Below are 14,496 nucleotides of genomic sequence, written 5' to 3' on the forward strand. Positions count from 1 at the left end.
TACCTTGAAGAAACTGCCATTTTTAACTGCCCTCCTTATTCTTCTATGCGGCGCTGTTGCCGCCCAGGAACTGTATATGCCCCGCAATATTCAAAAAGCGATTGCCAAAGGCACCCGTGCCACTACCGGGCTTCCCGGGGCAAAGTACTGGCAGAACAGGGGCAGCTATGAGATCAGCGCCACAGTAAATACGGCCCAAAAAACGGTTTCAGGAAAAGAGCGGATCGTATATGCCAATAACAGCCCCGATACATTGCATACCGTTTTTATCCGCTTTGTAAATAATATCCATAAACCGGAAGCACCAAGAGCCGGTCCCGTATCAAAAGACTTTCTAACAACCGGCCTGCACATCCTTTCCTTTGCAGTGGATGGAGCTGCTTATACGGTCAATAGTGATGATTGGAGTACTATAAACTCCGTAAAGCTGCAAACCCCCATTGCGCCGGGCACCCGGGCAACGTTTGATATTGAATGGGATTATCCTTTGTCAAAGCTGAGCGGAAGAGAAGGGCAAATTGATCCCAATACCTTTTTCTGTGCGTATTTTTATCCGCGTATTTCCGTATATGACGATTACAACGGGTGGGATCGCCTGCCCCATACCGACGGAGGTGAATTTTACAACGATTTTAATGACTATACCGTTTCCGTAAAAGTGCCCACTAATTATATTGTTTGGGCCACCGGTACCTTAGAGAACGCGAAAGAGGTATTACAGCCCGGCGCATTTAAGCGCTTCCGGGAATCCTTAAACAGCAACCGGATTGTTCATGTGGCAACCGCCAAAGACATAGAGCAGGGGGCAGTGACCAGCTCCAGCGAATGGAATGAATGGAAATTTACTGCAAAAAATATTACTGACTTTACATTTGCAGCCAGCAATCATTTTATATGGGATGCCGGCAGCGTTGCGCTGGCTGATAAAAGGGTAAGTGTGCAGGCGGCATATAAAGACACCGCGGCGGATTTCAGGAATGCAGTTGAATGGGCCAAGTCTGCGATCAGCTGGTTTTCCAATAATTTACCGGGAGTTAACTATCCCTATCCCACAATGACCGCGGTACAGGGATTTGCAGATATGGAATATCCCATGATGGTGAATGATGCCACCACTCCGGATCCTGATTTTTCAAGGCTGGTACTGGATCATGAAATTGCGCATACCTATTTCCCGTTCTATATGGGCATTAACGAAACCCGCTATGCTTATATGGATGAAGGCTGGGCTACAACGTTCGAATATCTGATAGGCACGGCAGAGCGTGGCAAAGCGGCAGCTGATGAAGCCTATAAGAACTTCAGGGTGAAAGGCTGGATTTATAGCCCTGCTGCGGAAAACGATCAGCCTTTAATAACCATGTCTTCACAACTAAGCGGCGCAGGCTACGGCAACAACTCGTATGTAAAAGCGTCACTCTCCTATCTTGCTTTAAAAGATTTGCTGGGTGATGCGGCCTTTAAAAAAGCACTGATCGCCTACATGAATACCTGGAGCGGCAAACATCCCACTCCCTGGGATTATTTCTATGCCTTCAATGCAGCTATCAAACAGGATCTTACATGGTTTTGGAAGAACTGGTTCTTTAGCAATAATTATATTGACCTGAAAGTGACCGACGTACAGTATGGTAATAACAACACGACCATAACCCTTGAAAATGTTGGCGGGTTTGCCGTGCCCTTTGATGTGATTGTACGGCCTGAAAATGGAAAAGAAAAAAAATACCACTACACACCCGATATCTGGAAGAAAGGCACGGCAAAAGTAACCTTCACTGTTCCCAGTAGCGGTAAGATAGAAAGCGTAACTATTGATGGGGGCATTTTTATGGATGCTGCTCCGGATGATAATGTGTTCAAATTATGAAAGCTGAACTAACAAAAGAATTTCGCCAGGAATGGATTGAGTATGTTTACGGACTGCAGGATACCATTTGTAAGGCGCTTGAAGCTGAAGACGGCAGGGCCTTGTTTAAGGAAGACGTATGGCAGCGTGGCGAAAACGGAAAAGGAGGCGGTGGCCGCTCCCGTGTTATGGAAAATGGAAACGTATTTGAAAAAGCAGGAGTGAACGTATCCGCTGTTTACGGCCATATAACAGAAGAAATGCGCAGGGTATTGAACCTTGCGGCTCCTGAGGCGGCAGCAGCAACCGGTGGTACCTGGTTTGCATGTGGCATCAGCCTGGTATTACACCCTTATAATCCCTTTGTACCAACCACACATGCTAACTGGCGTTATTTTGAAGCCCATGATAATGAAGGGAATGTGTCCCGCCGCTGGTTTGGTGGCGGTGCGGATCTGACGCCCTGTTATTTATTTGAGGAAGATGTAGTGCATTTTCATTCTACCCTCAAAAAAGCAATAGATCCTTTTGGTGCACATCTTTATCCGTTGTACAAAAAGCAGTGTGATGCTTATTTTACCAATACCCACCGCAGTAATGAAATGCGCGGGGTAGGCGGGGTTTTCTATGATCATCTTTATCTGAACGATGAAGAGGAAGTAAAAAGATTAACTGCTTTTCAAAAAGCAAACGGGGATGCCTTCCTGGAAGCCTATCTTCCGATTGTAAAAAAAAGAAAGAACACTTCCTTTGACCGGGAAAATAAAATATGGCAGGAGATCAGGCGGGGCCGGTATGTGGAGTTCAACCTGATCCATGATCGCGGAACGCTCTTTGGCTTAAAGACTAATGGCCGCACAGAAAGCATTTTAATGAGCCTGCCTCCAACAGTACGTTTTGTTTATAATTACGAACCGGAGCCCGGTAGCCTGGAAGACCAGTTATTGCAGGTCTGTAAACACCCGAGAGAGTGGATTGATTTATGATGTCTGATATAATTTGCTCGCCTCATAGTTCATAACCTAAATGATAATATATGGTTCGAAATGAATTACAACAAAGAACAAAAAGATTTCATGTGGATATTATTAGACTCTGCGGGGATTTTCCTAAGAATGCGGCAGGCTTTGAGACTGCAAAACAGTTGATTCGTTCAGCTGGGAGCGTTGGTGCAAATTACAGAGCAACGGTAAGGGCCAAATCTGACGCAGATTTTATTTATAAAGTTGAGATCGTTTTAGAAGAGGCAGATGAGAGCCATTATTGGTTGGAGGCGGTTAAAGAAGCAGGATGAATGCAGGGAAAAGACTTGATCGTTTAATAGATGAAGCGAATCAGTTGACTGCAATATTCGCGGCAACAGATAAAACGGCAAAATGGAACCGCAACAAATCATAAATCAGAGATCAACAAATCAGAAATAATAAAACTATGATCTTACAAAGACGAAACAGAATAATACGAAGATCCGCAGCTATAAGAGCGATGGTAGCTGAAACCCGGTTGCACCCGGATGATTTTATTTTGCCTGTTTTTATTACAGAGGGCAAAGATGTAGTGGAAGCCATCAGCTCTATGCCCGGGTATTTCCGCCGGTCAGTGAATAAAACCATCGAAGAGGTAAAAGAGCTGTGGAGCATGGGCATTAAAAGTGTTCTGCTGTTTATCAAATGCAATGATTCATTAAAGGATAATACCGGCAGGGAAAGCTGGAACCCCGCTGGCCTGATGCAGCAATCCATAAAAGCCATTAAGGATGCTGTCCCTGAGATGATTGTAATGACAGATGTGGCGCTCGATCCCTATTCAGAATATGGCCATGACGGGATTGTAGATGTGCAAAGCGGTTATATTTTAAACGATGAAACGGTAGAGGCGCTCACAAAAATGAGCCTTTCACATGCCGCTGCCGGTGCCGATTTTATTGCACCGAGTGATATGATGGACGGCCGTATTGGTGTATTCAGAAAGGCTTTGGAAGAAAATAATTACCCGAATGTGGGAATTATGAGCTATTCCGCAAAATATGCCAGCTGTTTCTATGGCCCTTTCCGCGATGCATTGGACAGTGCCCCCGGTTTTGGCGATAAGAAGACCTACCAGATGAATTATGCCAACCGGCTTGAAGCAATAAATGAAACATTGCAGGATGTGGAGGAAGGTGCAGATATCGTAATGGTAAAGCCTGCCATGGCTTACCTTGATATCATCCGGGAAGTAAGGAATGCCGTAACGGTACCGGTAAGTGCCTATCATGTAAGCGGGGAATATGCAATGATAAAAGCCGCAGCAGAGCGGGGCTGGTTGGATGAGGATAAAGCCATTATAGAAAGCCTTACTGCTATTAAGCGGGCAGGTGCCGACCTGATAGCGACCTATTTTGCAAAGGATGCTGTACGGTTATTACAGGCATCATGAAAAACCTGGTTCAGAAATATAACACCCCCGGTCCAAGGTATACGAGCTATCCAACAGTACCTTACCTGGGAGCAGGGCTCTTTTCCTGTTCAGCTATGGAAAGATACATTGATAAAGCATTTCAGCGAAAGTAATGCCACCCAGGGTATTAGTGTGTACATTCATTTACCGTTTTGTGAAAGCCTTTGTACATTTTGTGCCTGCCATAAGCGCATTACCAAACGGCATGATGTGGAGCTGCCTTATATTCAGGCGGTATTAAAGGAATGGGAACTGTACAGGCGGCTGCTTGCGGAATTGCCGGTAATCAGGGAATTACATTTAGGTGGGGGAACGCCCACTTTTTTTAGTCCGCAGCATTTACAACTGCTGTTAGAGGACATTTTCGCAACTGCCCGCGTTGTCCCCGATGCTGAATCTAGTTTTGAAGGGCATCCCAATAGTACCACACAGGAGCACCTGGAGGTATTGTACAACCTGGGTTTTCGCAGGGTAAGTTTTGGTTTGCAGGACTATGATCCCAAAGTGCAAAAGGCCATTCATCGGCTTCAGCCGTTTGAGCGGGTAGCCGCGGCAACAGATCAGGCGCGTAGCGCAGGATATAAGAGCGTAAGTCATGACCTGGTATTTGGTCTTCCTTTTCAGACCTGGGAGTCGATGCAGCAGACCATTGCTCAAACCATTCAGCTCAAACCGGATCGCATTGCTTTTTATTCTTATGCCCATGTGCCCTGGATAAAGGGCGTGGGGCAGCGGGGGGTTAAAGATGAAGATCTGCCGGCGCCGGCGCTGAAACGGCAACTTTATGAAGAAGGAAAAAAATGCTGGAGCTGCCGGGTTATGTGGAAATAGGCATGGATCATCCTCCTTTGCCGGAGGACAGCCTCAATAGGGCATTACAGAACGGAACACTGCACCGGAACTTTATGGGATACTCATCTTCGTTCACACAGGTAATGATTGGCCTGGGGGTTTCTTCAATCAGCGACGCATGGTACGCATTTGCACAGAACGAAAAATCTGTAGAGATCTATACGCAAAAAGTTATGCAGGAGCAGGAGCTTCCTGTGGTAAAAGGCCATTTACTGAACACTGAAGACCTGGCAGTCCGGCAGCATATTTTAAATATTATGTGTCGTATGAATAGCACCTGGAGCAACAACGGAATGCAGCTGCCGGAAATAAAGGCGATCCGCAGGCGGCTGCAGGAAATGCAGCGGGACGGATTATTGATATTGCATGAAGACGGGTTGACAGTAACTGAAAAGGGGCGGCCTTTTGTACGCAATATTGCAATGGCTTTTGATTTAAGGCTTTTACGGAACCAGCCGGATACCCGTATTTTTTCGATGACAGTGTGAGCGGGAGGAAGAACAAACAGCAGCCCTTTGCTGCTTTCATAATTTCTTAGATCCCCTGCCGTTGCTGCGCGAAGCTCTTTTTGTACCTTCGGGCAAATGATTTATTAATGCAGCCGGTCTTCATTCCTGTCAGCAAAAGAAAATCCCTGCGCAACCTGGCAGGCGCCATCCTGCTTGTTGTGCTGGGGGTGCTTTTTATCATAAAGCCTTACCTTTTTATAAAAAGCGACGACCCTGCCGTAATCAGGATCATTGGATATATATGTGTTGCCTTCTTTGGTATCTGCGCTATAGCCATAGGAAGAATGCTGGCCAATAAAAAAGACGGAATATGGATCAGCCATGAGGGGGTCAATGATCAGTCCAGCGGTATAGCCGCAGGTAAGATTCTCTGGAAAGATGTTAAAAGCATCCGTGTTGAATCAGTGCCGGGTCAGCGATTTATTCTGTTAGAGGTTTACAATCCTGAAGAATATATCCGGCAGCAGCACAACCCGCTGAAAAAACAGGCGATGGGCATGAACTATCAGCTTTATAAGACGCCTGTATGCATCACTGCAAACTTTATCACTATAGAGTTTGAAAAGTTGCTGGAGCTGTTGCAGGCAGGCTTCCATCAGGCTGAAAGGGAATAGAAGCTGCATAATATTTTGCGGATTGACCGGCGTGTAAACAGCCTCTTTATTTCACAAACCGGAAAATGTTCATACCGGAAAGCCTGTTTTTAATAAGTTTCTCTATTTTTATAAAAACAAATACTGCATGCAAACGGCATCTAAAAAAGTAGTGAACGGATGGGCAATGTATGACTGGGCCAATTCTGTTTACAACCTGGTCATCACTACCACCTTTTTCCCTATCTACTTTTTAGCCGTTACAGGCGGTGGCGCAGATGATGGCCACCGGATTGCCTTTTTGGGAAGGCAATTTGTCAATTCTTCCTTATATGATTACGTATTATCTGTTGCCTATCTTTTTATAGCATTGTTATACCCCATCCTCACATCCATTGCAGACACACGCGGAAATAAGAAAAGTTTTATGCAGTTCTTTTGTTATATGGGCGCACTGGGCTCAGGTCTGTTGTTCTTTTTTACAAAAGATACATTGGGGTTGGGGGTAGTGGCTTTTATGCTGGCAGCAATGGGTTATGTAGGTAGCCTTGTTTTTTATAATGCGTACCTTCCGGAAATAGCAGCACCGGAAGACCGGGACCGGATCAGCGCTAAAGGATTTTCTTATGGTTATATCGGCAGTGTTATTATGCAGGTGGTTGGCTTTGTTTTAGTAACAGTAATGGAAGACAGGGGGCTTGCTACCCGGTTAACCTTCCTGCTGGTAGGGATCTGGTGGCTGGGGTTTGCTCAAATTACGTTTGCCCGTTTGCCAAAAACGGCTTATGCGGCGCCTGCAAAAGGCAATGTGATCCGGGACGGCTTTACTGAGATCAAAAAAGTATACCTGCAGGTAAAACGAATGCCTGTTTTAAAAAGATACCTGCGTGGTTTCTTTTTTACAGCATGGGGGTGCAGACCGTTATGCTGGCCGCCACTTTGTTTGGCAGTAAATTATTAAAGTTACCGGATGAACGACTGATCATTTCTGTAGTAATGATCCAGTTGGTGGCCATACTGGGCGCCTGGTATATGTCAAAATTATCCGCCCGGTACGGAAACATAAAAGTGCTGATGGGGGTAATTATTTTCTGGATCCTGATCTGTATTGCAGCCTATGGTACCGCCATCGTAGCCGAACAGGGTGGAGATGCGGAATACCTGTTTTATGGACTGGCCGTTGCTGTGGGTCTTGTAATGGGGGGCATCCAATCGCTCAGCAGGTCTACTTATGCCAAGCTGATGCCCAGCACAAAAGATACAGCCTCTTTTTTCAGCTACTACGATTTTACGGAAAAGCTGGCCATTGTAATCGGTATCTTTGTGTTTGGTTTTATAGAAGAACAAACCGGCAGCATGAAAAATTCGGTGTTGTCCCTGGTTCTTTTTTTTGCTGTTGGTTTTTTTTGGCTCTATTCAGCACTGGTTAAACAAAGAGGATCCGGTATCAGTGATCAGGCATCGGCCATTGGTTGAAAGCTGATCACGGACTGATTACTGAAATCTGATCTCTCAATTCTCAACACTCAAATCTTAATTCTTACCATGAACCTGTATACGATTCATTGCGGGCATTTTAAGTTAGATGGCGGTGCTATGTTTGGTGTAGTGCCTAAAAGTATCTGGATGGAATTAAACCCTGCAGATGAAAACAACATGTGCAGCTGGGCCACCCGGAGTCTCCTGATTGAAACAGAAGGAAGACTGATACTGGTAGATTGCGGTATGGGCGATAAACAAAGCGAAAAATTTTTCGGATATTATTACCTGCATGGCGAAGATAACCTGGATCGATCCCTGGCTGCATATGGTTTTCACCGGGATGATATTACCGATGTGTTCTTAACGCACCTGCACTTTGATCACTGCGGCGGCGCTATAAAAAAAGACGGGGATAAGCTGGTTCCGGCATTTAAAAATGCGCTTTACTGGAGCAATGAAGACCATTGGAACTGGGCAGTGCATCCCAATCCCAGGGAGAAAGCTTCTTTTTTGAAGGAGAATATTTTTCCGATACAGGAAAGCGGAAAGCTGCATTTCATAACCAATAAAAGCAGCCGGGAACCTGACCTGGCAACAGCTCCTTTTCTTAACGGGTTTACCATCCGTTTTGCCAATGGCCATACAGATGCAATGATGCTGCCGCAACTGCAGTATAAAGGCAAGACCCTAGTATTTATGGCCGACCTGCTGCCCTCTCCCGGGCATATTCCCCTGCCCTATGTAATGGCTTACGATACCCGCCCGTTAATAACCATGACGGAGAAAGAAGCCTTCCTGAAGGAAGCCCTGGAAAACGATTACATCCTATTTTTTGAACATGACCCGTATATAGAATGCTGTACGCTTAAGGAAACACCAAGAGGTATACGGGCCGACCGCTTTTTTAAGCTGAGCGAGCTGTAAGGAGTTATCAGCGGTCAGAGATCAGTTTTCAGTAAGCAGCGCCTGATAACTAGGAACTGAACACCTGTCTGACGTTGCTTCAGCATCCGGGCCTGATGTCTGACGTCTCATATCTCATTCCTGATATCTCAATTCTTCCTGATCAACGCAGTCATAGGATTTTTCAGGTTGTCAAAGCTGGTCATTTCTATTTTTACCTTTCCTACTATGATCGGGCTTTCCACGCGTACCGGCACTTTATTAGCATCATCTGTAACCCATACCGTCATTTTTTCACCACCTTCAAAGATGGTGCCCTTAATGGTGAGGGGCTTAATTTTTATAGTTTTGAACTTTCCGTATTTGGTGGTAATGGTTTCTTTACCCATATACCGTATATACATATCATAAATTTCATTATCCAGGAACAGGCTAAAAGCAATACGGTCGCCCGGTTTCAGGGCATTGTAATCAATATTGCGGGCATAAAAAACAGCGCTCACCACATCCTGCATACAGGCCGGTGTTTTAAACACCCCTTCGCTGCTGATGGCTGTATTGGCCGATTTATTAAAGCTTACATTCTGGTATTTCTTATAGCCACCTTCACTGATGTTCCGTATGAACTTAAGCGGTTGCATGGTTTCTATATCAACATACGTTTCATAGGTATCATTTACCTTGTAGGCCCATTCATAGGAAGATAAGGTGCGTCCTGTGCCTTTGATATGATAAACCGTGCGGCCATTCAGTTTCTCAAGCGTGGTGGCGAAAGAGCCGGTACCGGCAGGTACAAAAACACCTCCCACACTATAGCCCACAGTAAAGCCTACTTTTTCACCAGGCTGAAAGGCAGAATTGGGAATGGCGCATCCTGACTGTAGAGTTGCAACAGAAGGTTTTTCAGCCGGGGTCTTTTCTCCGGCAGCAAACAGCATAAAAAATGGAACCAGAAATAAACTAAGCGTTTTCATTTTTGCTTTTAAATATTTTTTTAATTCCCAAAACCATCACACTTCCTATCAGCGCTGGTAGAATCATGTTGATCAGCCAAATACCTACCGAAGTTAAGCTAATCCCCAATTGATTATTGCTAAATAATCCTAATATTGTTAAACTTACCGTACCTCTTACGCTCAGATCTGTAAAAATGGCAATTGTAGGAATGATGGCCAGGATCAGAAACAGCACACTCACACCCATCCATGTTTGCCAGAAGCTTATATCCACTTCAAATAACTCAAACAGCAAATAATATTGTATAATAAATATAAAAAACCTTATTACTGATAAAGACAATAATCGTACAAGTATCGTTGCATTAAAGTGCTCCAGTGCCTCAATTGACCAGGAAAATTTCCTGCTGGCAGGGATCCGGTCAATCCATTGTACCATCCAGGAAACGCGGAAATAAAAGAACAATAATAATGCCGTTCCCAGCCCCGTACCATAAAATACCGTTTCGAACCATATAGGCGAAACCATATGGGAATCAATAATAGCATCCTTCAGAAAATAAAGCGCAGTTAACCCCATTACCAGGGATACAAGCAGTTGACTAAGGTTATTGATCACTGTAATAGTGGCGGCTTTAATGCGTTTTCCTTCGTCAATATACAGGACCCTGCCTACATAATCTCCAATGCTGTTAGGGGTAGACACGGAAAAAGATACCCCGGATAACACAGCTTTAAAAGAACGTATAATAGAAATTTTCTGCACATCCTTTATAGCCAGCCGCCATTTATAGGCCTCTGCCAGCCAGTTTGCCAGCATCAGCAGCACTACAACAATAAAATATACAATTTTGGAGCTGCCAAAAGAATCTTTGATCTGTAACCAGGATGCGGCCAGATCATCCTGGTTACGTACCTGGTTATATATGGACCAGCAAAGCCATAGAAACAACAGCGGTCCTAAAAAATAATTGAAGAATATTTTGATATTTTTGTTGATCTTCATGGATTCGCAGGTAAAATTAATATCCAGTTTGCAAACAACCGCTAAAATAATATTGGGCATTGACCCCGGTACTCTTATTATGGGATACAGCATTATTGAATGTAACCGTAATAAAGTGCATTTGCACGAGATGCATGCTATAAAGTTTTCCACCCGGCTGGATCATTATGAACGGTTGAGCCAGATACATGAAAAAGTAATGATGTTGATCCATCAGTATCGTCCACATGAATTTGCTATTGAAGCCCCTTTCTTTGGCAAGAATGTGCAGAGTATGTTAAAGTTGGGCCGGGCGCAGGGAGTGGCCATTGCTGCGGCTATACAATCCGGTATACCGGTTACTGAATATTCTCCGCGCAAGGTAAAACAGTCTGTTACAGGAAACGGGAATGCTGCTAAGCAACAGGTATGGAAGATGCTGCAGCAGATCCTGTCGCTGAAAGAAGAACCACAGTATTTTGATGCTACCGATGCGCTGGCGGTAGCGCTTTGCCATCATTACCAGATCAGTGCCCCTGTAAGAAAAGGTACAGGATTTAAAGACTGGGATGATTTTTTAAAAAAGAACCCGGGAAAAATAAAAAAATAGTTTCTGATGCCCTGCCTGGGCGCTGGTTGCTGATGGAGCGCATGGGTAAGCAGTTGAAAAAAACGCTGATGGCTGATTCCGGTAGCCATCGGAGCTGATTGCATATAGCTAAAAAAGAATGCATTTGCTACTGACATACACCTGTCACTATGCCTGTTTAGTTTTGTACAAACAAAAATAATCAGCAATGAACAAAGTTGAAGTTTTCCAACGTGATTTTGAAAAAGAAATAGTAATTACCCGTAAATTCCTGGCCATTGTACCAGAGGATAAGTTTGACTGGAAGCCGCATCCTAAAAGCATGACCCTCCGCCAGCTGGCAACACATATTGCAGAGTTGCCCTCCTGGATCAGCATGGCTTTAAATACGGATGGGCTTGATTTTGCCACGATGGATTATAAACCTACACCGATCAATGATACAAAATCATTGATGGAGCTTTTTGAAAAAAGTGTTGTGGACGGCCGGAAAAACCTGGCGAAGGCAACAGATGAAGCGCTGGATGAACCCTGGACGCTCCGTGAGGGAGAGAAGATTTACAGCACTGATCCTAAAGCAGACGTGATCCGCATGTCCCTATCGCAGATCATTCATCACCGGGCGCAGCTGGGCGTATTTCTCCGTTTACTGGATATACCGATTCCCGGAAGCTATGGGCCAAGCGCAGATGAGCAATTTTAATATACAAGACCTGTAAGGTTTGCTGACTTTACAGGTCTTTTTTACTGGCGTATGGCAGCGTTCAGTTTTTTAACGATGCCGGTTGCTTCAGCAACACTGAATGCGCCTGCAATCTGTAACCGGCCGCCGGCAATTTCACCATTAATGACCGGTGCCATTATAATTTTTTTGTCTACTAAAACTGCAAGTTGTTTACCTGTATTATTATGTGTAAGCAGTTGAAAAGCTTTTGCTCCATCAGTAGTCAGTTCCAGCCTGATTACGGGCTGGGCGGTATGATCGTCAAAATATAAGATGGCCTTTTCCAAGGCTTTAAAGGTTAATACAGGTCTTTTTCCAGGCATTTTTAGAGCGGTATTGTTCGCCGGTTCTGTCAGCAAATAAAATCCGTCTGCCCGGTTCACTGCTCCGGCCGGATAGTTGGCATATCCGGTTGTTTGGGATGAAGCACTATCAGGGGTTACAACATCCGGAGCCTTGTTTGCGGAAGAGCCGTTCCGGGTATGTTGAATCTTTCCGGTCAAATCAACAAACTGTTCTTCAATCTTTGCGTCCAGCATGTGTTGTTGCTGAAAGAATTTTTTTCCTGCAGGCGTTTTCAGAAACCGGTAAATACTGTCCGTTTCCGGTTCTGTAAAAACAGCCAGAAAAGCCCTGGACATTTTAGCAGAAACTGCTGTATCTGACAGTTCCCTTTCCAGCGCTTCAATTTTGCGGATATCAGCTGTATCAGCATGCTGCTTTACCTGATCCAGCTTCAGCAATACGGCACTGCTGTTGTATCTTTGGTTATACCCCACTACGTGAATAATGGAATCTATTTTTACAGCCGTGGTCTGAGACCATCCGGCTGCTGTCATAAAAAGACCGCTGAAAAAAAGTAATCGTTTCATGGTGTATGGTTAAAAAACAGGTTGCAACATTTTAGCAGTATATTACAGGTTGCCTACGATCAATTCCTGTATTTCCTTCATTTCGGAATCTGTTAATTGCAGCTTGGGCTGAAGGAAATTAACGTCATTGGCACTGTTTAAAGGGATCAGGTGCACATGGGCGTGCGGCACTTCAATGCCTACCACACTTACGCCGCAACGGTTACAATCGAAGCTTTTTTCAATGGCCTTGGCAACAGGTTTTGCAAATACCAGTAATCCGGAAAGGTACTCGTCCGGAACATCAAACAGCTTGTCTACTTCAATTTTTGGAATGACCAGCGTATGGCCTTTGCGCAGGGGCATAATATCTAAAAAGGCAATGAAGTGATCATTTTCTGCGATCTTATAGGAAGGAATTTCCCCTGATATGATTTTTGAAAAGATGGTCATGAAATCTTCTTTTAAGTGGAAGATACGAAAAAAGAAACTACATGTTATTTCCTTTTCCTTCGTCCGGGTTCGCCGGCCATCAGATGACTTAACAGCTCCATCATGTTGGAGAGATCTGCTTCATCTCTATGAACTGCTTTGTATTCTTTAATAATTGCTTGTATTACTGGTAGCACTTTTTTTTCATCGGCAAGATCTGTTAACGTATGCTCTATGCTTTCTTTTACTTCCTTTAGTTGCCGTAATTCCTTTTCCAGTCGCAGTTGTTTTAGCTGCCAGGGTGCCTGAACAAATTTTTGAAGGGCAAGGTATGGGGGTGCTCATATATTCCTGCTATTTCATCTTCCAGGCCATCCACCTGCTCTTTCAGGATCTGATTATATATGGACAGTTGTTCATTGGAAGCGGTATTGCCCGCATTTTCTTCTTTTTGTACCCATTGCAGCTCAAGCCGTAAGAGCGTAGGCAGGTCGTTATTTTCGTATGCAATTGTAAGCTGCTTCATTAGTTCTTCTTTTTGCATTTTCAGATCCGGATCCTGTTCCAGATCCGGGTGAAAAATTTTTGCCAGCTGCTTATAAATACTACTGACGTTTTTGGCTTTAGCTGCTTCTACCTGCTTTTCTTTTTCTTCCCGCTCCAGTTGTTTCTTGGTTTTTTTACGCAGTGCTTTTTCTTTCTCCCCGGTTTGCCTGTAAAACTCTTCTTCCATCTTTTTAGCCCTCTCGATAATTTCTTCGGGCGTCATGCCGTTATGCAGGTCATCAAAGTTCATTGAGAAACCGGCCTCTTCAAACATCGTTTCCATATTGCTTTTTATGTCTTCCAGATAGTCGTCCATTTCTTCTTTTAAAGCGGCATCATAGCTTTTGTTAAACAGCTCTTTGAAAATGGATTTTATTTCATCGTCCGGTTGCTGCTCTTCTTCCAGATAGGTTTCCATCTGGGATTTTATGAGCTCCTTTAAGAATTTTCGCTGATCAAACAAGCGTATTGCTTTATTTTTATATATGGCATAAAGCTTTTTTAACAATTGCTTCCGTGCCCCGGCCAGTTCAATGTTAAGCGGGTAAATGTGTTTGGCATAAAAGATCAGTTTACCGTCAAGCTCACTGGTCGTTGTTCTTAGTTCCGTTTGCAGTTTTTCTATTTTTTTAATCAGGCGGTTAAAGGTTTGCTGCGGTTTACTAAGCACCTGTTGATTGTTCTTTTTTGTGATGATCAGCGCTTTTTTGTCCGCTGCATTTTTATCATTGTTAAATAAGAATTGCTGCATATTATAGGAATTACGGACCGGCACAATTTAAAACA

The 14,496-nt window shown here is 44.2% G+C and carries 15 protein-coding genes and 1 pseudogene; 11 read left to right on the plus strand and 5 right to left on the minus strand.

From position 1 onward, the window contains the following. The first annotated feature begins 4 nt into the window (after positions 1-4). The 9 genes and pseudogenes from A8C56_RS23200 (at position 5) to A8C56_RS23235 (ending at position 8,648) form a co-directional block, all read left to right on the plus strand. Positions 5-1,870 (plus strand): M1 family metallopeptidase, encoded by a 1,866-nt coding sequence (locus A8C56_RS23200; protein WP_067761099.1) that lies wholly within the window; start codon positions 5-7, stop codon positions 1,868-1,870. Continuing rightward, entirely contained in the window at positions 1,867-2,835 is a 969-nt protein-coding gene (gene hemF / locus A8C56_RS23205; RefSeq protein ID WP_067761101.1) for an oxygen-dependent coproporphyrinogen oxidase, read from the plus strand. The genes A8C56_RS23200 and hemF overlap by 4 nt, the downstream gene beginning before the upstream one ends. A 50-nt stretch (positions 2,836-2,885) precedes the next feature. Further along, complete coding sequence (locus A8C56_RS23210; RefSeq protein ID WP_245645674.1) at positions 2,886-3,143, plus strand: four helix bundle protein; 258 nt, start codon at positions 2,886-2,888, stop codon at positions 3,141-3,143. A 137-nt stretch (positions 3,144-3,280) separates the two neighbouring features. Then, positions 3,281-4,267 carry a porphobilinogen synthase gene (gene hemB / locus A8C56_RS23215; RefSeq protein ID WP_067761103.1) on the plus strand — a complete coding sequence of 329 codons (987 nt, stop codon included), beginning with the start codon at positions 3,281-3,283 and terminating at the stop codon, positions 4,265-4,267. A 108-nt stretch (positions 4,268-4,375) separates the two neighbouring features. Beyond that, complete coding sequence (locus A8C56_RS25210; RefSeq protein WP_245645676.1) at positions 4,376-5,119, plus strand: coproporphyrinogen-III oxidase family protein; 744 nt, start codon at positions 4,376-4,378, stop codon at positions 5,117-5,119. Beyond that, positions 5,089-5,628, plus strand: coding sequence for an oxygen-independent coproporphyrinogen III oxidase (locus A8C56_RS25215; protein ID WP_245645678.1), 540 nt, complete (start codon positions 5,089-5,091; stop codon positions 5,626-5,628). The genes A8C56_RS25210 and A8C56_RS25215 overlap by 31 nt, the downstream gene beginning before the upstream one ends. Positions 5,629-5,735: 107 nt before the next feature. Next, entirely contained in the window at positions 5,736-6,263 is a 528-nt protein-coding gene (locus A8C56_RS23225; RefSeq protein WP_067762504.1) for an STM3941 family protein, read from the plus strand. 166 nt (positions 6,264-6,429) lie between these two features. Then, positions 6,430-7,718: pseudogene (locus A8C56_RS23230) on the plus strand (MFS transporter). Between the two features lie 69 nt (positions 7,719-7,787). Next, a complete protein-coding gene (locus tag A8C56_RS23235; RefSeq protein WP_067761105.1) occupies positions 7,788-8,648 on the plus strand; it encodes an MBL fold metallo-hydrolase in 861 nt (286 codons plus the stop codon). Between the two features lie 128 nt (positions 8,649-8,776). Here A8C56_RS23235 and A8C56_RS23240 read toward each other — a convergent pair whose 3' ends face one another. After that, complete coding sequence (locus tag A8C56_RS23240) at positions 8,777-9,601, minus strand: DUF3108 domain-containing protein (RefSeq protein WP_067761107.1); 825 nt, start codon at positions 9,599-9,601, stop codon at positions 8,777-8,779. After that, entirely contained in the window at positions 9,588-10,589 is a 1,002-nt protein-coding gene (locus A8C56_RS23245) for a lysylphosphatidylglycerol synthase domain-containing protein (protein WP_067761109.1), read from the minus strand. Before A8C56_RS23245 ends, A8C56_RS23240 begins: the two co-directional genes overlap by 14 nt. Before the next feature lie 28 nt (positions 10,590-10,617). On the opposite strand from A8C56_RS23245, the gene ruvC reads away from it, so the two are divergent. Further along, entirely contained in the window at positions 10,618-11,178 is a 561-nt protein-coding gene (gene ruvC, locus A8C56_RS23250) for a crossover junction endodeoxyribonuclease RuvC (RefSeq protein WP_245645680.1), read from the plus strand. A gap of 187 nt (positions 11,179-11,365) precedes the next feature. Next, positions 11,366-11,860: a DinB family protein gene (locus A8C56_RS23255; RefSeq protein ID WP_067761111.1), complete on the plus strand. Its 495-nt coding sequence runs from the start codon at positions 11,366-11,368 to the stop codon at positions 11,858-11,860. Between the two features lie 41 nt (positions 11,861-11,901). Here A8C56_RS23255 and A8C56_RS23260 read toward each other — a convergent pair whose 3' ends face one another. The 3 genes from A8C56_RS23260 to A8C56_RS23270 form a co-directional block, all read right to left on the minus strand. Beyond that, positions 11,902-12,753 carry a SecDF P1 head subdomain-containing protein gene (locus A8C56_RS23260; protein WP_067761112.1) on the minus strand — a complete coding sequence of 284 codons (852 nt, stop codon included), beginning with the start codon at positions 12,751-12,753 and terminating at the stop codon, positions 11,902-11,904. Positions 12,754-12,795: 42 nt separating this feature from the next. Next, the gene (locus A8C56_RS23265) at positions 12,796-13,185 is read right to left on the minus strand and encodes an HIT family protein (RefSeq protein ID WP_067761113.1); all 390 of its coding nucleotides are present in this window, start codon (positions 13,183-13,185) and stop codon (positions 12,796-12,798) included. Positions 13,186-13,453: 268 nt separating this feature from the next. Next, the gene (locus tag A8C56_RS23270) at positions 13,454-14,461 is read right to left on the minus strand and encodes a hypothetical protein (RefSeq protein ID WP_067761116.1); all 1,008 of its coding nucleotides are present in this window, start codon (positions 14,459-14,461) and stop codon (positions 13,454-13,456) included. Positions 14,462-14,496 lie beyond the last annotated feature (35 nt).

The organism is Niabella ginsenosidivorans (assembly GCF_001654455.1).
GTDB lineage: Bacteria > Bacteroidota > Bacteroidia > Chitinophagales > Chitinophagaceae > Niabella > Niabella ginsenosidivorans.

Excerpts from the sequence above, each read along its gene's own strand:
- hemF (WP_067761101.1), top strand. The coding sequence starts at position 1,867 with ATGAAAGCTGAACTAACAAAAGAATTTCGCCAGGAATGGATTGAGTAT.
- A8C56_RS23210 (WP_245645674.1), top strand. The coding sequence starts at position 2,886 with ATGGTTCGAAATGAATTACAACAAAGAACAAAAAGATTTCATGTGGAT.
- hemB (WP_067761103.1), top strand. The coding sequence starts at position 3,281 with ATGATCTTACAAAGACGAAACAGAATAATACGAAGATCCGCAGCTATA.
- A8C56_RS25215 (WP_245645678.1), top strand. The coding sequence starts at position 5,089 with ATGCTGGAGCTGCCGGGTTATGTGGAAATAGGCATGGATCATCCTCCT.
- A8C56_RS23225 (WP_067762504.1), top strand. The coding sequence starts at position 5,736 with ATGCAGCCGGTCTTCATTCCTGTCAGCAAAAGAAAATCCCTGCGCAAC.
- A8C56_RS23235 (WP_067761105.1), top strand. The coding sequence starts at position 7,788 with ATGAACCTGTATACGATTCATTGCGGGCATTTTAAGTTAGATGGCGGT.
- A8C56_RS23240 (WP_067761107.1), bottom strand. The coding sequence starts at position 9,601 with ATGAAAACGCTTAGTTTATTTCTGGTTCCATTTTTTATGCTGTTTGCT.
- A8C56_RS23245 (WP_067761109.1), bottom strand. The coding sequence starts at position 10,589 with ATGAAGATCAACAAAAATATCAAAATATTCTTCAATTATTTTTTAGGA.
- A8C56_RS23255 (WP_067761111.1), top strand. The coding sequence starts at position 11,366 with ATGAACAAAGTTGAAGTTTTCCAACGTGATTTTGAAAAAGAAATAGTA.
- A8C56_RS23260 (WP_067761112.1), bottom strand. The coding sequence starts at position 12,753 with ATGAAACGATTACTTTTTTTCAGCGGTCTTTTTATGACAGCAGCCGGA.
- A8C56_RS23265 (WP_067761113.1), bottom strand. The coding sequence starts at position 13,185 with ATGACCATCTTTTCAAAAATCATATCAGGGGAAATTCCTTCCTATAAG.
- A8C56_RS23270 (WP_067761116.1), bottom strand. The coding sequence starts at position 14,461 with ATGCAGCAATTCTTATTTAACAATGATAAAAATGCAGCGGACAAAAAA.